The following is a 19,841-nucleotide window of genomic DNA, read 5'->3' on the forward strand; positions in this document are numbered from 1 at the left end:
GGCTCACCCGGCGGCGACCACTGCCGTACCCACCACCGCCTGCACGTGGCGCGGTCGCGCCTTCAGCATGACGAGCGCGCACAGCATGGTGATCAACGGGCAGCGGGTTGGCGAATACGGCGATGGCGCCCGTACGCCGAGACGGCGAACGACCCCCGGCGCGACGGGTGTTAGCGTCGGACGCATGCGCGCACCTCTCGGAGACTTCGACCACGCCTGCCCTGCCCCCGACTGCCTCGACCAGCTGACCGCGCCGGTCGCGGACGCCGTGCGCGCGTGGAGTCACGACGTACCCGCCGACCAGCTGATCTACGTCGACACCGACCCCGCCATCGCCGACACGGCAGCCTTCGTCGAGCACTACGGCGCCGCTCTTCTCGACGCGTCGGCGAACTGCGTGGTCGTCGCGGGCAAACGGGGTGGCGAGAGCACCCTGGCCGCCTGTGTGGTCCTCTCCAGTACGCGCGTGGACGTGAACGGCGCCGTCCGCAAGCACCTGGGCGCGCGCAAGGCGTCGTTCGCCCCGATGGACACGGCCGTCGGGGAGACCGGCATGGAGTACGGCGGCATCACGCCGATCGGGCTGCCCGCCGACTGGCCGCTGCTCGTGGACTCCGCCGTCACCGGCGTCCCCTGGGTACTGATCGGAAGCGGCCGCCGCAGGGGCAAGCTGATCGTGCCCGGCAAGGCCTTCGCCGGGCTGCCGGGCGCGGTCGTCATCGACGGGCTCGGCATCTGAATCCGGTGAATCCGGGCATACCGGGCTATTGACTTGTGGTGAATTGGGAGGAAAATTCCTATTACACCAGAAAACCAGAGTGAGCCGCACCGTCGGTGGAGACGTTCGCCGACCCGCGTGACTCGCTTGTTGGCTCTGGCCAGGCCCCCGGCAGATCCGCTCTATCCCAGGGCTTTCGGCGACGGCTGGAACTCATGGGGTATTGAGACGGACTACCGGGGACTGTATGTCTGGGCTCTGTTCACTTGAGCTCAATCGCCGGGCAGCGGTCCATGACCATGTCGAGCCCTGCCGCGCGCGTGCGCTCGTACGCCGCCTCGTCGATCACGCCGAGCTGGAACCACACCGCCTTCGCGCCGATCGCCGCCGCCTCGTCCGCGATGCCGCCCGCAAGGTCGCTGTTGACGAAAACGTCCACGACATCGACGGGGAACGGGATGTCGGCCAGCGACGCGTACCCCTGCTCGCCGTGGACCGTCTCGGCCTTGGGGTGTACCGGCACGACGCGCTTGCCGTGGCGCTGGAGCACCTCCGCGACGCCGTACGCCGCCCGCGAGCGGTTGTTGGACAGGCCCACCACCGCCCAGGTGTCGCCGGACTGCGTGAGGATCTTGCGGATCGTTGCCGGGTCGCCGTGCACGCCCTGCCTCCTGAAGTCGAAACGTCACCGCATGTGACTGCTGCATGCGACTAACGGACGGCGGCGTACGGGCATTCCCCGGAACGCGCGCCATCTGTTCACGGGCACGTTGTTGTTCAACGTTGTATCGATGTGTACGTCGCGACGTGTGACTTGAAGTTTCAAGTATCGACAACCAAGGAGAGAGCCCCTCACATGACTCCCCCCACCAGCACCCTCGGCGTACCCATCATCAGCGGCACCGCGGACCGGCGCACCCCCTCCCTCCACGGCTACGACGCGGGCCTCCTCGTGCTCCGTCTCGCCCTCGGCCTGACCATGGCCGTCCACGGCGCACAGAAGCTCTTTGGCTGGTTCGGCGGCGGAGGGCTCGAAGGAACCGGTCAGTTCTTCACCGCGAGCGGCTACCCGGCCGGCGAGGCGATGGCAGCCGTGGCCGGCCTCACTGAGACCTTCGGCGGCCTCGGGCTCGCGTTCGGCCTGCTCACCCCGCTGGCGGGCGCGGCCGTGGTCGGCACCATGGTCAACGTGCTCGCGGTGAAGTGGGGCGGCGGTTTCTTCGCTCCCGAGGGCGTGGAGTACGAAGTGCTCCTCACGGCGGCCGCGGTGGCGCTCACGCTGACCGGTCCCGGCCGGTACGCCGTCGACCGCTTCCTGCCCGGCCTGCGCACCCACCGCCTCGCGTACGGCGTAGCCGCCGTGGTGCTCGGCCTGGTGGTCGCGGCCGTGATCCTGCTGCTCCGGAAGTAACCCCCTGCGGCCTGCGCATAGGGTGGGCCGAATGCAGGAGCAGTACCGGACCGTCGCCCGCGCGGGCGTGCACGAAGCCGAGATCAACAGGTCGCGCTTCCTCTGCGCGCTCGCGCCCGCCGCGACCGAACGCGAGGCACAGGAGTTCATCGCACGCGTCCGCAAGGAACACCCGACGGCGTCGCACAACTGCTTCGCGTACGTCGTCGGAGCCGACGCCTCCGTGCAGAAGGCGAGCGACGACGGTGAGCCGGGCGGCACAGCGGGCGTACCGATGCTCCAGATGCTGCTGCGCCGGGAGGTCCGGTACGCCGTCGCCGTCGTCACCCGCTACTACGGCGGTGTGAAACTCGGCGCGGGCGGGCTGATCAGGGCGTACGGGGGAGTGGTCGGCGAAGCCCTGGACGCGGTCGGCACGATCACCAGACAGCGCTTCCGGCTCGCCACCGTCACCGTCGACCACCAGCGCGCCGGAAAGCTGGAGAACGACCTGCGGGCGACCGGGCGCGCCGTGCGCGACGTCCGGTACGCCGAGGCGGTCACGATCGAGGTCGGGCTGCCGGAGGCGGACATCGAGCCCTTCCGCGCCTGGCTCGCCGACACCACGGCGGGCACCGCCGGGTTCGATCTCGGCGGCGAGGCGTACGGCGACACCTGAGCGGGCCCGGCGGGGCACCCGGCGGCCAAAACCGAGGTCCGTGGTGGGCGAGGTGCTGAGCGGCGCTAACGTGGTCGGTGCTGACAGTCAGGTCCGCGCTGATTCGGTGCGGGCTCAGGGGGCGGAGGAAGTAAAAATGCAGGTCGGGGCCGTTTCTTGAGGATTCTGCACACGTCGGACTGGCATCTGGGGCGGTCGTTCCACCGGGTCAGCCTGCTCGACGCCCAGGCCGCGTTCCTCGACCACCTGGTGACGACGGTCCGCGAGCGGGACGTGGAAGTCGTACTGGTGGCCGGCGACGTGTACGACAGGGCTGTGCCACCGCTGGCCGCCGTCGAGCTCTTCGACCGGGCCCTGCACCAGCTCGCCGCCGCCGGCGCGGCGACCGTCATGATCTCCGGCAACCACGACTCGGCCCGCAGGCTGGGCGTCGGCGCCGGGCTCATCGACCGGGCCGGGATCCACCTGCGTACCGACCCCGCCGGTTGTGCGACACCCGTCGTACTTCGCGACGCGCACGGTGACGTGGCGTTCTACGGGCTGCCGTATCTGGAGCCGGCCTTGGTGCGCGAAGAATTCAAGGTGTCCAGGGTGGGGCACGAAGCGGTCATCGGAGCGGCGATGGAGCGCGTACGGGCAGACCTCGCCGGGCGTCCCGAGCACACCCGATCGGTCGTTCTCGCGCACGCCTTCGTCACGGGCGGCGAAACGAGCGACAGTGAGCGCGACATCACGATCGGCGGCGTGGCCTCCGTACCCGCCGGCGTCTTCGACGGCGTCGACTACGTCGCCCTCGGCCACCTCCACGGCTCCCAGGCCATCACCGCGCGGGTGCGGTACTCGGGCTCCCCGCTCGCGTACTCCTTCTCGGAAGCGGACCACCGTAAGACGATGTGGCTGATCGACCTCGGGCCCGGCGGGGAGATCGAGGCACAGGAGCGCCTCGACTGCCCCGTACCGAGGCGGGTCGCCCGGATCCGCGGGCGCCTGGAAGAGCTGATCGAGGACCCTTCCCTGGAACGCCACGAGGACTCCTGGATCGAGGCGACACTCACCGATCCCGTACGTCCCACGGAACCCATGGCGCGGCTCAGCGCGCGCTTCCCGCACACCATCAGCCTCGTCTTCGAACCCGAGCGGGCCCCCGAAGACCCCCTCGCGTCGTACGCCCAGCGCCTCAAGGGGCGCGACGACCAGCAGATCGCGGAGGACTTCGTGGCCCATGTGCGCGGCGGCAGCGGCCCGGACGAGCGGGAGCGCACGGTGCTCTTCGGAGCCTTCGACGACGTACGCGTCGACGACACCAGGCGTGAGGTCGCCCGGTGAGACTGCACTCGCTGCACATCACGGCCTTCGGGCCCTTCGGCGCCACCCAGGAAGTCGACTTCGACGCGCTCAGCGCCGCCGGGATCTTCCTGCTGCACGGGCCGACCGGCGCGGGCAAGACCTCGGTCCTGGACGCCGTCTGTTACGCGCTGTACGGCGCCGTGCCCGGCGCGCGGCAGAGCCCGGGAGCGTCGCTGCGCAGCGATCACGCTCCGCACGACCTGCCGACCGAGGTACGCCTCGAACTGACGGTGGGCGGGCGGCGGCTCGAGATCACCCGGCGGCCCGCACAGCCGCGCCCCAAGAAGAAGGGCACCGGCTTCACCACGGAGAAGGCGCAGAGCTGGCTGCGCGAGCACACCCCTGACGCCGGGTGGAAGGCGCTCAGCCGGTCCCACCAGGAGATCGGCGAGGAGATCACGCAGCTCCTCGGCATGAGCAGGGAGCAGTTCTGCCAGGTGGTACTGCTGCCCCAGGGCGACTTCGCGCGTTTCCTGCGCGCCGACGCGGAGGCCCGCGGCAAGCTCCTCGGCCGGCTCTTCGACACCCGCCGCTTCGCCGCGGTCGAGGACCGTCTCGCCGAACTGCGCCGGGCGGCCGAGCAGCAGGTACGGGCAGGGGACGAGCGGCTCCTCGCCGTCGCGCAGCGGATGGCGCAGGCGGCGGGCGACAGCGCGGACGCGCGAGCCTGGCCGCTGCCGGACGCGCAGCCCGGAGAGCCCGGGCTTGCCGAGGGCGTACGGGAGTGGGCCGCGATCGCACGCAGCGGTGCGCGGGAGCGGCTGGACATCGCGGAGTCGGCCGTCGCCGCTGCCGGGAGCCGGCAGGCCGAGGCCCGCCGCAGGCTGGAGGCCGAGCGTGAACTGGCCGCTCTCCAGCAGCGTTACGAGGACGCCCGCCGACGCGCCGACGTACTCGAAGCGAGGCGTCCCGAGTACGAGCGGCTGCGCGAGCGGCACGACCGCGCGCGCCGGGCCGACCGCGTAGCCCCCGCGCTGTCGGTGCGCGACGACGCCGAGCGGGAGCACCGCGCGGCGGCCGGGGCCCGGGAGCGGTCGCGGGCCGAACTGCCCCCGGACCTCGCCGAAACCGGGGCCGAGCAGCTCGCCGCGCAGGAACGCCGGCTCCGCCAGGACCTCGGCGGCCTCGAAGCCGCACGCAGGGCGGAGCGCCGCAGCGAGGAGATCGGCCGGGAGCGGGCGGAGCTGGAACGCCAGGCCCGCTCCGACGACGAGCTGCTGCGGGACGCCGCCGACTGGCTGGCAGGCTGGGACGCGACGCGCAGGCGCTGCCAGGAACGCATCGAAGCGGCGCAGGACGCGGTGACCCGCGCGGAGCACCTGGCGGGCCGGCTCGAACCGGCCCGCCGCAGACTCGACGCCGCGCGCCGGCGCGACGTACTCGCCGAGCGGGTGACGGCCGCCGAGGACCGGCTGCGGACGGCTCGTGACAGCGCGGTCGCGGCGCACGAGACGTGGCTGGACCTGAAGGAACGCCGGCTGCTGGGCATCGCGGCGGAGCTGGCGGCGGGCCTGCGCGACGGTGAAGAGTGCGCGGTCTGCGGCTCCAAGGAGCACCCGAAGCCCGCGCGCGCGGCGGCGGACCAGGTCGACCGTACGGCGGAAGAAGCGGCGTACGAGGCCTTCGCGAACGCCGAGGCGGCGCGCGGCACGGCGGAGCGCGCGCTGGCAGCGCTACGGGAGGACCACGCGGCGGCCCGCGCCGAGGCGGGCGGCTCCCCCGCGGGCGGAGACCCGTGGGAAGCGGCGTCTTACGACGCGGCGCATTCCGACCGGGCGCGAACCGGCATCACCGCCGCGACCCGCCGCGCGGCCGGAGGCGAAGTCGGTGCGGTGCGCCCTGCGGCACAAGCACCCGGTTTCGCGGACGCAACTGTGGGACGCAGCGAGGAGCCGACCGCCGACACAGTGCTCCCGCAGCGGACTGCCCCCTCCGCATCCCCCACCGACGGGGAAGCGAGGCCCGGTGGTGCGGCTGGTGGTGGTGCGGTCGGCGGTTCTGGGGGTGCAGACTCGGCTGTCCCGGTGGGCGAGGCGGGCCAAGCCGGCGGGCCCGGCGGGCTCGACGGCGTCGGCGTTGTGCTCCCGCAGCGGGCCGTCGCTTCCGGATCCCCGGTCGACGGGGAAGGGCGAACCGGTTGGGCGGACGGTTTTGGCGCGGCGGGTGCCAGTGCCGGTGCCTGTGGTTCTGGGGGTGCAGGCTCGGGTGCCCCGGTGGAGGAAGTGGGCCAAGCCGGCGGGATGGACGGGCTCGGCGGCGACACCGGCGTTGAGGTCTCTCCGGAGGCAGGTGCCGGGATCCCGGCCCAGTACGCGCGACCGGCGGCTGAGCCGGCCCGTCCTCGTGACGTGAGCGTCGGCGAGCTCTCCGCCCTCGTCGAGGAGTTGCGGCGACAGCACGCCGAGGCGCACGCCACCGCCGCCGGCCTGCACGCCGCCCGCGAGGCGCTGGACCGTGCCGAGCGGGAGTACGCGCGACGCGTCGAAGCGCAGCAGCAGGCCGAGCTTCGGGCGGCCGCCCGTACCTCGCAGCGCGAAACGCTCGACCGTGAACTGGCCGACCGCGAAGCCGAAGTGGCCCTCGGCCGCGGAGAAGAACGCACCGTCGCCGCGCATGCCGCCCTGCTGGAGCGCCGCGTCCGGGTGCTGGGTGAGGCCGCGGAAGCCGTACGGGCGGTCGAAGCCACGGCCCAGCGCCTCAAGGAGGCCGACGACCGGCTCGCCGACGCCGCGTTCAAGGCCGGGTTCGACACCCCGGGCGCCGCTGCCCAGGCACTGCTCGGGGAGGCGGAGCAGCGCGACCTCCAGCACCGCATCGACGACTGGCAGCGCGAACACGCCGCCGTCGCCGACCGGTTGGCGGAACCCGAGACCGCCGCGGCCGCCGACCGGCCGCAGGCCGCACCGCGGCAAGCCCAGGCGGAGCACGACGCCGCCGAGCGCGGACTGCTCGAAGCCGCCTCCGCACTCGACGCCGCCCGCGAGTGCTGCGCCGCGCTCACCGCACTGTCGCGGCAGGCCGCCGAGGAGACGCGACGCCTCGGCCCGCTGCGCGAGGAGTACGAGCGGGTGGCACGTCTCGCCTCCCTCACCGCCGGCACCTCCGCCGACAACGAACGCAAGATGCGGCTGGAGTCGTACGTACTCGCGGCCCGCCTGGAGCAGGTCGCGGCAGCCGCCACCGCCCGCCTCCAGCTCATGTCGTCCGGCCGCTACACCCTCGTCCACTCCGACGCCCGGACCGGCGGCCGCGGCCGATCAGGACTCGGCCTGCACGTCGTCGACGCCTGGACGGGCATCGAGCGCGATACGGCGACCCTCTCCGGCGGCGAGACGTTCTTCGCCTCGCTCGCTCTCGCCCTCGGCCTCGCCGACGTGGTCACCGACGAGGCCGGCGGCGTACGGCTCGACACGCTCTTCATCGACGAGGGCTTCGGCAGCCTCGACGACCAGACCCTGGACGAGGTCCTCGACGTACTGGACTCCCTGCGCGAACGCGACCGCAGCGTCGGCATCGTCAGCCACGTCGCCGACCTGAGGCGCCGCGTCACCACCCAGCTGGAGGTCGTCAAGGACCGGCACGGCTCCGTGGTCCGCCATCGTACGGCCGGCGTCAGCGGCTGAGCGCGCGCCGTGGCAGCGGCGAGGAGTAGACGACGCTGGTGGTGACCGAGCCGAGCGTGCCGAACCGGCCCGAGACCTCCTCCAGGTGCTTCATCGAACGGGCGGCGACCTTCATGACGAAGCAGTCGTCGCCCGTGACGTGATGGGCTTCGAGCACCTCGGTCGTCACTTCGAGCAGGTCGTGGAACGGCTTGTAGTTGCCGTGCGGATAGCGCAGCCGTACGAACGCCAGAATGGGCATCCCGAGCTGCTCCTGCTCGACGACGGCCGTGTAGCCCGAGATCACCCCGGCCTCTTCGAGCCGCCGCACGCGCTCCGTCACGGCGCTCGGGGACATGGACACAGTGCGCGCCAGTTCGGCGAACGTCGCCCGGCCCTCGCGTTGCAGGGCTTCCAGGATGCGCCAGTCGGTGGCGTCCGGTGAATATCCGGTCATGTCCCCGAGACAACAGGGAATCCACCGGCAGATCAAGAGAAGAGCCGGGGAATCTCACTTCAGCTGGATGATCACTCGTCGTAGATTTTTAGCCATGACGACGACACAGATCACCACCGCCCAAACCGCCGCCACCAGCGCGAACGCCGTTCTCCGTGTCCCGCCGGCCGCCCCCGCCGCGGCCGCCGCGTACTTCGGTGCCAGCCTCGCCTTCCACGCCGACGTGTCCGACGTCGCCGCGGTCCTCGCGTCCGGCGAAGACCCCGGCTTCGTCGTGATCGACTCCCGCTCCACCGAGTCCTGGGACCAGGGCCACATCCCCGGCGCCCTGCACCTCCCGACGGCGCTCATCCCGACGCAGGCGGAGAAGCTGCTGGACAAGTCCGTGCCGGTCGTCACCTACTGCTGGGGCCCGGGCTGCAACGGCGGCACCCGCGCCGCGCTCGCCCTGGCCGAACTCGGCTACCAGGTCAAGGAGATGCTCGGCGGCATCGAGTACTGGATCCGCGAGGGCTTCGAGGTCGAGACCTGGGAGGGCCGAGAGCGGCGCGACGCCGACCCGCTCACCGCGCCCGTCGGCTCGGACAACTGCGGCTGCTGACGGCCGGCCCGTTCACCGTACGACTTGGTGTACGGGCGGCCGCAGGAACGGCGAGTCCTGCCGCCCGACCTCGGCCGCCGGACGCGCCGCCCGCAGCACCACGTCGAGCGCCGCGTCGCTGTCGCACGCGTAATGCCCGCTCGCCCAGGCCGCGTTGGCCTCCACGACGGCCCACCGCCCGTCGACTGTACCGACGTCCACGACGACCGCACTCGGCAGCGGCGGAACGCCGGGCGCGCGGAGCAGCGACGCGAAGTCCAGCACCTGCGCGTGGAGCGCGTCCTCCTCCAGGGGTACGACGTCGAGGCCGCCGCGCACCGCGTAGCGGCTGCCGGTCACGACCTCGCCGTCCAGTACGAACAGCCGGTACTCGGCGCTGAACGCGACGATGTCGCTGACCAGCACCGGAGTGTCGTCGTCCACCGCGTCGGGCCCCGGCAGTCCGCTGCCGTCCGGGTAGACGCGAGCCGGGAAGCTCTTGTCGTTCGGCGGCTTGAAGAAGGCGGGGCGGCGAAGCGCGCGGGCCCGGGCGACCGTGGTGAACTCGATGTGCCGGCGGGTGAGTTCGTACGGCAGCTTCGCGAGCCAGTCCGTCGCCGGCTCCAGCAGGCCGAGCCCGAGACCGCCGGAGACGGCGTCGGCGAACAGTGGCCCCGCGTACAGCGAGGTGATGCCGTGCGGCCGGTCCGGTGCGCGCCACTCGCGCAGCGTCTCGCACCCCAGCCCGCGCCGGCGGGCGGCGGCCGCGAGCGCGTGACCGGTCGCGGTGACGCGCGGGGACAGGGCGAGGGTGCGTCGGGGAGTGGGCATGGGGTGAGGCTGCCGCATGTCGTGGGGGCGGGGGTAGTGGTTTTTGCCCGCCTGGGAACGGGGTGACATCAGTACCCCGAGGCTGTGGGTGGATCCCCGGCGCTGCGCGCCGTGGCCTTGCCTACCCCCGCCCGCCTGTTGGAACGGGGCTGCCGAGGTGCGGTTCACCGGTGGGTGGCTGGGCGCCGTCGGCGGCTGCGGGGGATGGGCGGCCCTCAGCGAGCTGCCGCAGGCGCCTACGGCGTTCCGCCACTCACCGGAGACCTGTGCCTCCCGCAGCCCCGTTCCAGCGGGTGGGCGGGGTGGGGCAGGGGGCGGCGCGCAGCGCCGGGCTTACGCGGCGGCGCGGAGCGCCGTGTGGGGGCGCGGGGCGAAGCCCCGCGTAACCGCTGCCGAGTCCCCCTGGGGGCCGAACCCGCTCGGGCCAGGACATCGCACCCGGACGCTACGGCCGGCTTCCGGCGCGGGTGAGGGCGTCGTACAGCGCGTACGGGTCTGCCCCCGCGGGCAGGCCGCTGACCTGCCCGTCGCCGACCTCCACCACCCGCCACACCCCGTCCTCGCGCAGCGCCAGATCGGTCGTCACCCAGCGGCACCCGAGTGCCCGCACGGCGGGGCGTACAGCGGTGAGGTCCGGCGCGGGAAGCTCGGCGGGGGAGTCCGGATGCGCCGTCGTGAGCACGGGCTCGCCGTCGACCCACCACACGCGTGCCTCGCCGCCCGGCACGAACCGCTCGTACACCCGCACCACGAGCCCTCCCGCGAGCGAGTCTCCCTGGAGCTCGAAGAAGCGGCGTACGACGGCGGAAAGCCTCTGCGTGTCGGCGAGCGCGGGTACGAAGCACGCCTCGTCCCACTCGTGCTTGCGGGACTTGACGAAGTCCTTGACGACGGCGGGACCGGGGCCGAGCGGGGCGGTGAGCGCCGCGAGTTCCGGTGCCGAGGGTGGCTCTCCATGCGAAATCGCGCACCAGACGCTGCGCGGCGTGAGCTCCGCGAAGACGTCGTACCAGCCGGGGAGCTCGTGCGCGCGGCCGAATCTGGACGCGGGCGTGAGCAGTTCGCAGTCGCGCGCCCGCAGGCCGTGTGCCAGCTCCTCGTACCGGGACACCGGGGTCATCCACCCCCGGTACCAGTACGGACCCGATCCGCGCGCCACCCGCGCGAGCGCCGCCCCCGTGTCCCCGGCGAGCAGGGCGTCATGGTCGAGGAGCGCGGTTTCCCCGCCGGCGCGGCGCGCGACCGCCACCTCTTCGGCGAAGACCGGATCGGGACGTCTCGCACCGAGCGGGTCGGAGCAGAAGAGATAGCCGGTGCTCATGAAAGGAACTCCCTGTCGGTACGGACGCGCGTGACGGCGGCCACGGCGGCCGGGCCGATGAAACCGGCCTGAGCCCGGCCGCCGTACGTACCCCCGCGCAAGCAGCGGTCAGAGCTTCGACAGCTCTTCCACCAGGTCGTCGAGGCCCAGCGAGCCCTGCGACAGCGCCGCCATGTGCCACGCCTTCGCGTCGAAGGCGTCGCCGTGCGCCTTGCGGGCGTTCTCACGGCCCAGCAGCCACGCCCGTTCGCCCAGTTTGTAGCCGATCGCCTGGCCCGGCATGGACAGATAGCGGGTCAGCTCACTCTCCACGAAGTCCGCGGGACGGCCGCTGTGCATCCCGAAGAACTCGTGCGCGAGTTCCGGAGTCCAGCGCTCGCCCGGGTGGAAGGGGGAGTCCGCCGGAATCTCCAGCTCCAGGTGCATGCCGATGTCCACGATGATCCGCGTCGAGCGCATCATCTGTGCGTCCAGGTAGCCGATCCTGCGCTCCGCGTCGCCGAGGAAGCCCAGCTCGTCCATGAGCCGCTCCGCGTAGAGCGCCCAGCCCTCGGCGTTGGCGCTGACCATGCCGACCGACGCCTGATAGCGGGACAGCTGGTCCGCGACATGCACCCACTGCGCGAGCTGCAAGTGGTGCCCGGGAACGCCCTCGTGGTACCAGGTCGACGTCAGGTCGTACACCGGGAAGCTGGTCTCGCCCATCGTCGGCAGCCAGGTGATGCCCGGGCGTGAGAAGTCCTCCGAGGGAGTGGTGTAGTACGGCGCGGCCGCGCTGCCGGGGGGCGCGATGCGGGACTCCACCTTCCGTACCCGATCGGCCAGTTCGAAGTGCGTACCGTCGAGCGCTTCGATCGCCTCGTCCATCAGGCCCTGCAGCCAGACCCGCGTCTCCTCGACACCCTCGATGTGCGTACCGTGCTCGTCGAGCCAGGACAGCGCCTCCCACGGCGTGGCCGCGCCCGGCAGGATCTTCTCCGCCTCGGTCTTCATCTCGCCGAGCAGGCGGTGGTATTCGGACCAGCCGTACGCGTACGCCTCGTCCAGATCGAGGTCGGTGCCGTTGAAGTAGCGCGACCAGCGGGCGTACCGCTCGCGGCCCACGGTGTCGGGCGCGTCCTTCACGGCCGGACCGTATACATCGCGCATCCAGTCGCGCAGCGCGGCGACCGCACCGGTGGCGCCGCGGGCGGCCCCGTCCAGCTCGGCGCGCAGCGCGTCGGGTCCCGCTGCAGCGAACTCCTCGAACCAGCCGCGCCCGTCTCCCGCCCACTCGGTCAGCTGGCCGGTAAACGTCTCCGTGGCGCGCGGACCGCCCAGCAGCCCCAGCTCCAGACCGAGCGCGAGCGACGCCCGGTAGCCCTCAAGGGCGTCCGGCACCGCGCGCAGCCGCTCGGCGACGGCCGCCCAGTCCTCGTCCGTCTCGGTCGGCGTCACGGTGAAGACGCCGCGGATGCTGTGCGCGGGGGAGTGGATGTTGCTGACGGCCCGCAGGCTCTCGTCGGCCTCGTGTACGGCGAGTTCGGCGGTCAGCCGCTCGCGGAGCAGCCGGCCGCAGCGCCGCTCGACGTCACTGTCCGCGCCCGGCAGGTCCTGCGCCTTGTCCAGCTCGGCCAGAGTGGTGCGGGCCAGCTCGGCGAGTGCCTTCTGCCCCTGTGGTGAGAAGTCCGGCAGGCTGCGGGAGCTCTCCCTCACTCCCAGGTACGTGCCGGTGATCGGGTCGAGGGCGATGAGTGCGTCGACGTACGCGTCGGCGACCTGACGGGGGAGGGCGAGCGGGCTGCTCGAAGTGACTGACATGCCGACATCCTCGTACGGGCAAGGCCTCCGCGTCACTACCGTTTGCGGGTCAGTGGCCTGACATCGGCGTCTTGGTCGCGGCCGCCCCCGGCGCCCCCGCAGCCGGTGGCAGCAGCGGTCCGCAGTCCCAGGCCTGGAAGATCAGCCGGGTCTCCACGCGGGCGACTTCGCGCCGCGAGGTGAACTCGTCAAGAACCAGCCGCTGCAAGTCCGCCGTGTCGGTCACCGCCACGTGGACGAGATAGTCGTCGGGTCCGGTCAGATGGAAGAGCGCGCGCGTCTCCGCCAGCGCCCTGACGCGGTCCACGAACGGGCCGATGAGCTCGCGCCGGTGCGGGCGCACCTGGACCAGCAGCAGGGCTTCGAGGCCGCGGCCGAGCTTGGCGGGGTCGAGGCGCAGTTGATGGCCGAGAATCACCCCTGAGCGGCGCAGGCGCGTCACCCGGTCCAGGCAAGTGGAGGGCGCGACTCCGACTTCGGCGGCCAGGTCACGGTAGGTGGTCCGCGCGTCGTTCTGCAGGAGGCGCAGTATGTGCAGATCGACCGGGTCAAGTACGACAGATTCGGCCATGGCCCGAACGTAACACGGAGTTCCGTCCGTACTTCCGGGTAGCTGTTCAGAGTCAGGTCATGAACACCGACGCCTCGACCACACCCCGGGCCCTGGCCACCGAAGCCGTGCACGCCGGCCGCGAAGACCTCGCGAGGCTCGGCGTGCACGCCGTGCCGCTCGACCTGTCGACCACCTATCCGTCGTACGACAGCCGGGGGGAGGCGGCCAGAATCGACGAGTTCGCCGCCACCGGCGCCCGGCCGGACGGACCGCCCGTCTACTCCCGTCTCGACAACCCGACCACCGCCCGCTTCGAGGACGCCCTGGCGCGGCTGGAAGGCGCGGAGAGCGCGGTTGCGTTCGCCAGCGGCATGGCGGCGCTCACCGCCGTACTTCTCGTACGGGCGAGCGCCGGCCTGCGCCACGTCGTCGCCGTACGGCCGCTGTACGGCTGCAGCGACCACCTGCTGAACGCCGGGCTGCTCGGCACCGAGGTGACCTGGGTGGATCCGGCCGGCATCGCGGAGGCGATACGCCCCGACACCGGCCTCGTGATCGTGGAGACGCCGGCCAATCCGACGCTCGCCGAGGTGGACATCCGGGCGGTCGCGCGGTCCTGCGGTTCGGTGCCGCTGCTCGTCGACAACACCTTCGCGACGCCCGTGCTCCAGCGGCCCCTGGAGCACGGGGCGCGGATCGTCCTGCACAGCGCCACCAAGTATCTGGGCGGACACGGCGACGTACTGGGCGGGGTGGTGGCGTGCGACGAGGAGATCGCGCGTCAGCTGCGTCAGGTGCGGTTCGCGACCGGTGGCGTGCTTCATCCGCTGGCCGGGTACCTGCTGCTGCGCGGGCTTTCCACGCTTCCCGTACGGATGCGGGCGGCATCGGCGACGGCGGCCGAGCTGGCCCGGCGGCTGGCCGCCGATCCGCGGGTGGCGCGGGTGCACTATCCGAAGCTGGGCGGGGCGATGGTGGCCTTCGAGGTGTACGGCGATCCCCACGCGGTGATCGCGGGCGTACGGCTGATCACGCCGGCCGTCAGCCTCGGCAGCGTCGACTCGCTCATCCAGCATCCGGCCTCCATCAGCCACCGCATTGTGGCCGAGGGAGACCGGCGGTCCTCGGGGGTCAGTGACCGGCTGCTGCGGATGTCGGCCGGGCTGGAGGACGTTGAGGATCTGTGGCGGGACCTGTGCGAGGCGCTCAGCGCTGCTGGGGGCGCCCGGCCGGTGTCTGTGGCTGCCGCGCCGGTGCCGGTGCCTGCTGGTGTGCCTGCTGGGCGGGACGCGGTCGTACGGTCGTCCTCGATGCGGCCAGCCGCGCGGTGACCACCAGCGTGCCCTCCTCGATCTGGTAGTCGAGGGGCAGGCCGAGGCCGCGCATGGCCGCGACCATGCCGGTGTTGGACGACTGGGTGACGGCGTACACGCTCTCGCAGCCCGCCTCGACGGCGAGCGCCACCAGGCGCCGCAGCAGCTCGGAGCCGATGCCGCGGCGCTGCCACGCGTCCTCGACGAGCAGCGCCACCTCGGTCTCGTCGCCGTCCCAGAGGAGATGGCCGAGGGCGACGAGGCGGCCGGACGCGGTCTGGACGGCGAGGGTGCGGCCGAAGCGCGGGCTGAGGAGGTGGCTGAGGTAGCGGTCGGCGTCGCCCACCGGGCCGTGGTAGCGCAGGCTCAGGGTGCGGTCGCCGCAGCGGTCGTGCATGGCGCGGGCGGCTGCGAGATCGTCGAGTCCGGCCCTGCGGACGGTGATCTCGTTGCCCTCGGGGAGGGTCAGGACGTCCTCGCTGCGGGGGATGCGCGGGCCGAGGCGGGCGTCGAGTTCCACGAGGGCGCGGGCGCGCGCGAACTCCGTCGGGGTGAAGGGCAGATAGTGGCGCTCGATGGTGATCGCCCCGCCGGACGGGTCGCGCAGCTTCATGACCGTACCGTCGAGAGCGCCCTCGACCGGGGCGGTCTCACCGGTGGGCCGGCCGGTGAGGGTGGTCGCGGGCAGCGAGTGGATCGTGCAGCGTCCGAGCAACTGGCGCAGGGCCAGCGGCAGTTCCGCGGCGTCGAGCGCGGTGCGGGTGGCGAGGCCGAGCACCCGGGTGGGGGCGTCGACCAGGTCGTGGGCGTCGGCGCGCTCCAGCCAGGTGTCGGTGCCGCCGGCGGCGGCGATCTCACGGGTGAGCTGGGCGGCCTGGAGGGTGGCGGGGGCACGCAGCAGCAGTTCGTCGACGGTGCCTTCGGCGAGCGGGTGGGTCTGGAGGGTGAGGATGTCCACCCGGTGCCGGGCCAGGGCGGTGCACAGCAGCGCGAGGCTGCCGGGCTCGTCCTTGACGGTGGTACGCATCCGCCACAGGGCCGTCTCGGGGGCGGGGGATCCGGCGCCGGGGGCACCGGTGTTCGTACCGGCGGCGCTTGTGCCGTTCCTGGTACCGGTACCGGCCGGCGGCGGAGCATGGCTGTGCCGTCGTGCCCACCAGGTGTGGAACCCCGCCGTGGCGGTCAGCACCACGGCCGAGATCACCAGGAGGTACGGCCCGTCCGGTCCGTGCGCAATCATGTTCGCGACAGCATCGGCGACGGCCACCGCCGTGAACAGGGCGGCGAGTTCGACGAGATCCCGTCGCCAGTGGTGCCTGTGGCGAGCCTTCTTGGTCACTTCGGTCATGTTGGTCATGGCACCACTGTGACCGAGTGTTGTTGCGTGATCACGAACGCTTTGTGACTGACGGGTTAAGTGTGCTTCTGGGCAGTTAGTGCCCGTTTTCAATCAAATTAGAGTTCCATCCGGCCAGGCTGAAGCACCTTGCTGAACAACACCACGCCTCCCTCGGCGCGCAGCCGCACCGTCAGCTCACCACTTCCGCCGTCGATCTCGACCTCGCCGAAATGCTGCGGGGACTCCATGGGCGAGACGTTCGCGCGCGTCGGTGCCTTGAGGAAGACCTGGTCCGGGCCGAACGTGGCGTCGAGCCGGGTCGCCGGGAAGCCACCCGCGGCCAGCGGCCCGGACACGAACTCCCAGAAGGGCGCGAAGTCCTTGAACGCCGCGCGGGACGGGTCGTAGTGCTGAGCTGATGTGTAGTGCACATCGGCGGTGAGCCACACTGTGCCGGTGATACGGGCGTGCTTGATGTGACGCAGGAGTTCAGCGATCTGAAGCTCTCTGCCCAGCGGCGCACCGGGATCGCCCTGCGCGACCGCCTCGAAGTTGGCGGCCCCGTCCGGGACGACGATCCCCAGCGGCATGTCGGAGGCGATCACCTTCCACACGGCGCGGGAGCGCGACAACTCCCGCTTCAGCCAGGCGAGCTGCTCGGCGCCGAGGATCCCGGTCGTGTCGTCGGGCTGCCGGCCGGGCGAGTTGGCGTTGCGGTACGTCCGCATGTCGAGCACGAAGACATCGAGCAGGGGGCCCTGCCTGACCACCCGGTAGACGCGGCCGTCATTCTCGTTTCCACCCTTCGCGCGCGCGGGAAGGGTGGAAAGAGGGAAGTACTCGCTGAACGCTCGCATCGACCGCGCCGCGAGTACGTCGACGTTCTTCTCCGTGTAGCGGGCATCGTCGAGGATCTGACCGGGGTACCAGTTGTTGCGTACCTCGTGATCGTCCCACTGCACGATGGAGGGCACCTGCGCGTTGAAACGGCGTACGTTCTCGTCCAGCAGGTTGTAGCGGAAGTTGCCGCGGAACTCGTCCAGCGTTTCGGCGACCTTCGCCTTCTCCCGGGTGGTGATGTTCCGCCACACCCGGCCGTCCGGCAGTGTCACGCTCGGCTGGATGACGCCGTCCGCGTAGACCGTGTCGCCGCTGCACAGGAAGAAGTCCGGGTCGAGGCGGCGCATCTCCTCGTACACGCGGTAGCCGCCGATGTCGGGGTTGATGCCCCACCCCTGTCCCGCGATGTCGCCCGACCACAGGAAGCGCACACCGTCGCGTCGTTTGACGGATGCCGTACGAAACGTTCCCTGGAACGCTTCCCCGGTGCGCCGGGGATCGTCGGGATCGGCGAGGGTGACCCGGTAGTGCACCTGCTCGCCCGCGGGCAGTCCACGCAGTGACGTCGTCCCGGTGAAGTCCGTACCCGGGCCGAGCAGCGGCCCGTGCCATCTGCGGGAGTGGCGGAAGGACTCGGTCGCGGACGTCTCCACGATCATCCGGGCCGGGCGGTCGGACCGTACCCACACCAGCCCCGACGACGAGGTGACATCGCCCGTCTGTACGCCCCACGCGGCGCGGGGGCGGCCGGAGAGCGTCTGGGCGGGCGCGGCGGCGGCGGTCGTTCCGACTGCGGCGCCGGGCAGGGCGAGCGCGGCCGAGGCGGCCAGTGAGCCGCGCAGGACGGTACGTCGGTCGGGGGACTGACTCTCCGGCCGGCTCTGCGGCTGGCTCTGCGGTCGGCGGTACGGCATCGATGCGCCTCCAGTGACGGTTCGGTCCGAGCATGCGACGCCATGCCTAGTGCCCGGCCACGGCAACCACACGAACCACAAGTGAACAACTGACGACCCTTCCCGGGAACCGGTCCGACACGCTCCACCACAGCCGCGCCGCACCCGCCATCAGGCGCACCCGTAACCGATCGTCCTGCGACGAGGGCGTGTCAGCTGCTCGTGTCGAGGATGACCCGGGCCACCAGCGCGGGGTCGTCGTTCATCGGAACGTGGCCGCAGCCGGGCAGCCTGACCAGCCGGGCGCCGGGGATCGCGTGCTTGGCCCTGACGCCCTGGCGGCGCAGCAGCAGGCGGTCACGGCTGCCCCAGGCGACGGTGACGGGTATGCCGGGAACGTCGTCGGTGAACAGGACGCGGCGGCCCGCCGAAAGCGTCTCGGTGAACCCGGTCGCGTCGCGCAGCGCCAGGGTCTCGGCGACGACGGCCTCCGGTGAACGCCACCCGGGCCGCGCGTAGATGGTGCTGGTGAGCGCGGCCCGGCCGACGGCCGTGCGCGCCATGCGCTCCACGACCGACAGCGGGAGGTTCTGGGCCCCGAACCGCATCCCGCGCAGCGTGCCGAAGGCGTAGCGGCGCTCGCTCTCCGTCCAGAAACCGGCAGGGGACAGCGCCGTTACCGACCGCACGAGCTTTTCGCGGCCCAACTCCAGGGCGAGCAGGCCGCCGAGGGAGTTTCCCGCCACATGGGGGCGCTCGATGCCCAGCGCCTCGCACAGCGAACCGAGTACGGGAACGACCGTCGACAGGTCGTAGGAGAGACCGTCGGGGAGCGCGGTCGATCCGCCGAAACCGGGCAGGTCCACGGCGATCACGTCGCGTTCGGCGGCGAGCGCGGAGATCACCGGCTGCCACGCCTGCCAGTGATGGCCTATGCCATGGAGGAGCAGCAGCGGCTCGCCGGCGCCCGCCCGTTCGTACGCGACGGAGAGCGTGTGGCTGCCCGTGGGGGACTCGATGCTGAAGGAGACCTGTGCGGCCATGTTGCTGCTCCCTGGGTGGGGTCGGCGCTAGACAACGTGTCAGCAACAATTACCGCTGAGTAGCTTGGAGTTCAAGAGGCCGGACAGTTCCGGCCGCGACGTACCCGCGCTGCCTGGACACGGCGGGAACGGTCGGATGGGATGGGGGAGTGACTGCCGACACCGCGACCGATGTCTTCGAAGAGCACCGCCCCGTTCTGACCGGGGTGGCGTACAGGATGCTCGGCCGCGTCGCCGACGCCGAGGACGTCGTACAGGAGGCGTGGCTGCGCTGGTCCGCCCAGGCGCGCGACGACGTACGGGAACCACGTCCCTATCTGGTGCGGATCACCACCCGGCTCGCCATCGACCGGCTGCGGCACGTACAGGCACGGCGCGAGGCGTACGTCGGACCGTGGCTCCCCGAGCCGCTCGAGACGGACTTCGGTGCGACCGTCGAAGACACCGCGGAACGCGCGGTTCTCGCCGACTCCGTCTCGCTCGCGGTACTCGTCGTTCTCGAGTCGCTCTCCCCGCTGGAGCGCGCGGTCTTCGTACTGCGGGAGGCTTTCGGCTTCCCGTACGGCGAAATCGCAGCCACCCTGGAACGCTCGGAATCAGCCGTACGGCAGCTCTCGGGACGCGCCCGGCGGCATGTCGAGGAACGCAGGCAGCGCTTCGACGTGGATCCCGCGGAACGACGCGACCTCACCGAACGGTTCCTTGCCGCAGCGTCCGGAGGGGACCTCGACGCGCTGCTGGCGCTGCTCGCGCCGGACGTCAGGCTCGTCGGCGACAGCGGCGGCAAGGCCAAGGCGCCGCTGCGGGTCATCGAGAGCGCCGACAAGGTGGGCCGTTTCCTGTTCGGGGCGGCCAGGAAGGGCATCCCCGACAGCGAGTTCCGCTTCCTGGAAGTCAACGGCGGTCCGGCTCTGCTCGTCCTGTCCGGCGGAAAGCCCGACGCGGTCTTCCAGCTTGACGTCCTGGACGGCCTCATCCAGTGCGTCTACATCGTGCGAAATCCAGACAAGCTCACCACACTCGCCGCGTAAGGACAGCACCCGTCCTGCGCTGATTGGTCTTGACCAAGGCAGACCCCGGACTTATGGTCGCAGAGATAGTGCAGGAACCTTTAATAAACAAGGGCGTGGAAACT

General features: G+C 71.7%; 16 protein-coding genes and 1 pseudogene. 8 read left to right on the forward strand and 9 right to left on the reverse strand.

Features of this window, described 5'->3' with window-relative positions; genetic code table 11:
* The first annotated feature begins 184 nt into the window (after positions 1–184).
* Positions 185–739, forward strand: coding sequence for a YbaK/EbsC family protein (locus ABZX79_RS23930; RefSeq protein ID WP_355261193.1), 555 nt, complete (start codon positions 185–187; stop codon positions 737–739).
* A 241-nt stretch (positions 740–980) separates the two neighbouring features.
* Here ABZX79_RS23930 and ABZX79_RS23935 read toward each other — a convergent pair whose 3' ends face one another.
* Positions 981–1,379 (reverse strand): CoA-binding protein, encoded by a 399-nt coding sequence (locus ABZX79_RS23935; RefSeq protein WP_355261196.1) that lies wholly within the window; start codon positions 1,377–1,379, stop codon positions 981–983.
* Positions 1,380–1,574: 195 nt separating this feature from the next.
* Between ABZX79_RS23935 and ABZX79_RS23940 the strand changes: the two genes are divergently transcribed.
* The 4 genes from ABZX79_RS23940 (at position 1,575) to ABZX79_RS23955 (ending at position 7,757) form a co-directional block, all read left to right on the forward strand.
* On the forward strand, positions 1,575–2,129 hold the full coding sequence (locus ABZX79_RS23940; RefSeq protein WP_355261199.1) for a DoxX family protein: 555 nt from the start codon (positions 1,575–1,577) through the stop codon (positions 2,127–2,129).
* A 31-nt stretch (positions 2,130–2,160) separates the two neighbouring features.
* Entirely contained in the window at positions 2,161–2,787 is a 627-nt protein-coding gene (locus ABZX79_RS23945) for a YigZ family protein (protein ID WP_355261202.1), read from the forward strand.
* A gap of 156 nt (positions 2,788–2,943) precedes the next feature.
* Positions 2,944–4,113, forward strand: a complete 1,170-nt coding sequence (locus ABZX79_RS23950; RefSeq protein ID WP_355261205.1) for an exonuclease SbcCD subunit D — start codon at positions 2,944–2,946, stop codon at positions 4,111–4,113.
* Positions 4,110–7,757: an SMC family ATPase gene (locus ABZX79_RS23955; RefSeq protein WP_355261208.1), complete on the forward strand. Its 3,648-nt coding sequence runs from the start codon at positions 4,110–4,112 to the stop codon at positions 7,755–7,757. Before ABZX79_RS23950 ends, ABZX79_RS23955 begins: the two co-directional genes overlap by 4 nt.
* On the opposite strand, the gene ABZX79_RS23960 is transcribed toward ABZX79_RS23955, so the two are convergent.
* Positions 7,747–8,193, reverse strand: coding sequence for an Lrp/AsnC family transcriptional regulator (locus ABZX79_RS23960; protein WP_214978733.1), 447 nt, complete (start codon positions 8,191–8,193; stop codon positions 7,747–7,749). The genes ABZX79_RS23955 and ABZX79_RS23960 overlap by 11 nt on opposite strands.
* A 94-nt stretch (positions 8,194–8,287) precedes the next feature.
* Between ABZX79_RS23960 and ABZX79_RS23965 the strand changes: the two genes are divergently transcribed.
* Positions 8,288–8,794, forward strand: coding sequence for a rhodanese-like domain-containing protein (locus ABZX79_RS23965; protein ID WP_355261212.1), 507 nt, complete (start codon positions 8,288–8,290; stop codon positions 8,792–8,794).
* A 12-nt stretch (positions 8,795–8,806) separates the two neighbouring features.
* On the opposite strand, the gene ABZX79_RS23970 is transcribed toward ABZX79_RS23965, so the two are convergent.
* The 4 genes from ABZX79_RS23970 to ABZX79_RS23985 all read right to left on the reverse strand — a co-directional run bounded on the left by ABZX79_RS23970 (position 8,807) and on the right by ABZX79_RS23985 (position 13,296).
* Entirely contained in the window at positions 8,807–9,604 is a 798-nt protein-coding gene (locus ABZX79_RS23970) for an ATP-grasp domain-containing protein (protein ID WP_355261215.1), read from the reverse strand.
* Positions 9,605–10,049: 445 nt separating this feature from the next.
* Positions 10,050–10,925 (reverse strand): ATP-grasp domain-containing protein, encoded by an 876-nt coding sequence (locus tag ABZX79_RS23975; RefSeq protein WP_355261218.1) that lies wholly within the window; start codon positions 10,923–10,925, stop codon positions 10,050–10,052.
* A 108-nt stretch (positions 10,926–11,033) separates the two neighbouring features.
* A complete protein-coding gene (locus ABZX79_RS23980) occupies positions 11,034–12,725 on the reverse strand; it encodes a DUF885 domain-containing protein (protein ID WP_355261221.1) in 1,692 nt (563 codons plus the stop codon).
* Between the two features lie 49 nt (positions 12,726–12,774).
* Entirely contained in the window at positions 12,775–13,296 is a 522-nt protein-coding gene (locus tag ABZX79_RS23985; RefSeq protein WP_355261224.1) for an Lrp/AsnC family transcriptional regulator, read from the reverse strand.
* Between the two features lie 59 nt (positions 13,297–13,355).
* Between ABZX79_RS23985 and ABZX79_RS23990 the strand changes: the two genes are divergently transcribed.
* Positions 13,356–14,609 (forward strand): aminotransferase class I/II-fold pyridoxal phosphate-dependent enzyme, encoded by a 1,254-nt coding sequence (locus tag ABZX79_RS23990; protein WP_355261227.1) that lies wholly within the window; start codon positions 13,356–13,358, stop codon positions 14,607–14,609.
* Here ABZX79_RS23990 and ABZX79_RS23995 read toward each other — a convergent pair.
* From ABZX79_RS23995 to ABZX79_RS24005, 3 genes and pseudogenes are all read right to left on the reverse strand, one after another.
* A pseudogene (locus ABZX79_RS23995) lies at positions 14,587–15,939 on the reverse strand (GNAT family N-acetyltransferase); the annotation flags it as partial. The gene ABZX79_RS23990 and the pseudogene ABZX79_RS23995 overlap by 23 nt on opposite strands.
* Positions 15,940–16,046: 107 nt before the next feature.
* Entirely contained in the window at positions 16,047–17,684 is a 1,638-nt protein-coding gene (locus tag ABZX79_RS24000; RefSeq protein ID WP_355261230.1) for an alkaline phosphatase D family protein, read from the reverse strand.
* 191 nt (positions 17,685–17,875) lie between these two features.
* The gene (locus ABZX79_RS24005; RefSeq protein WP_355261233.1) at positions 17,876–18,706 is read right to left on the reverse strand and encodes an alpha/beta fold hydrolase; all 831 of its coding nucleotides are present in this window, start codon (positions 18,704–18,706) and stop codon (positions 17,876–17,878) included.
* 149 nt (positions 18,707–18,855) lie between these two features.
* On the opposite strand from ABZX79_RS24005, the gene ABZX79_RS24010 reads away from it, so the two are divergent.
* Entirely contained in the window at positions 18,856–19,737 is an 882-nt protein-coding gene (locus tag ABZX79_RS24010) for an RNA polymerase sigma-70 factor (RefSeq protein WP_355261236.1), read from the forward strand.
* The last annotated feature ends 104 nt before the right edge of the window (positions 19,738–19,841 follow it).

This window comes from Streptomyces sp. NPDC002994 (assembly GCF_040611155.1).
Lineage (GTDB): Bacteria > Actinomycetota > Actinomycetes > Streptomycetales > Streptomycetaceae > Streptomyces.

Coding starts and splice junctions, on each gene's coding strand:
- ABZX79_RS23930 (WP_355261193.1), top strand. CDS start 185: ATGCGCGCACCTCTCGGAGACTTCGACCACGCCTGCCCTGCCCCCGAC.
- ABZX79_RS23985 (WP_355261224.1), bottom strand. CDS start 13,296: ATGGCCGAATCTGTCGTACTTGACCCGGTCGATCTGCACATACTGCGC.
- ABZX79_RS24005 (WP_355261233.1), bottom strand. CDS start 18,706: ATGGCCGCACAGGTCTCCTTCAGCATCGAGTCCCCCACGGGCAGCCAC.
- ABZX79_RS23975 (WP_355261218.1), bottom strand. CDS start 10,925: ATGAGCACCGGCTATCTCTTCTGCTCCGACCCGCTCGGTGCGAGACGT.
- ABZX79_RS23940 (WP_355261199.1), top strand. CDS start 1,575: ATGACTCCCCCCACCAGCACCCTCGGCGTACCCATCATCAGCGGCACC.
- ABZX79_RS23945 (WP_355261202.1), top strand. CDS start 2,161: ATGCAGGAGCAGTACCGGACCGTCGCCCGCGCGGGCGTGCACGAAGCC.
- ABZX79_RS23990 (WP_355261227.1), top strand. CDS start 13,356: ATGAACACCGACGCCTCGACCACACCCCGGGCCCTGGCCACCGAAGCC.
- ABZX79_RS23960 (WP_214978733.1), bottom strand. CDS start 8,193: ATGACCGGATATTCACCGGACGCCACCGACTGGCGCATCCTGGAAGCC.
- ABZX79_RS23970 (WP_355261215.1), bottom strand. CDS start 9,604: ATGCCCACTCCCCGACGCACCCTCGCCCTGTCCCCGCGCGTCACCGCG.
- ABZX79_RS23980 (WP_355261221.1), bottom strand. CDS start 12,725: ATGTCAGTCACTTCGAGCAGCCCGCTCGCCCTCCCCCGTCAGGTCGCC.
- ABZX79_RS23965 (WP_355261212.1), top strand. CDS start 8,288: ATGACGACGACACAGATCACCACCGCCCAAACCGCCGCCACCAGCGCG.
- ABZX79_RS24000 (WP_355261230.1), bottom strand. CDS start 17,684: ATGCCGTACCGCCGACCGCAGAGCCAGCCGCAGAGCCGGCCGGAGAGT.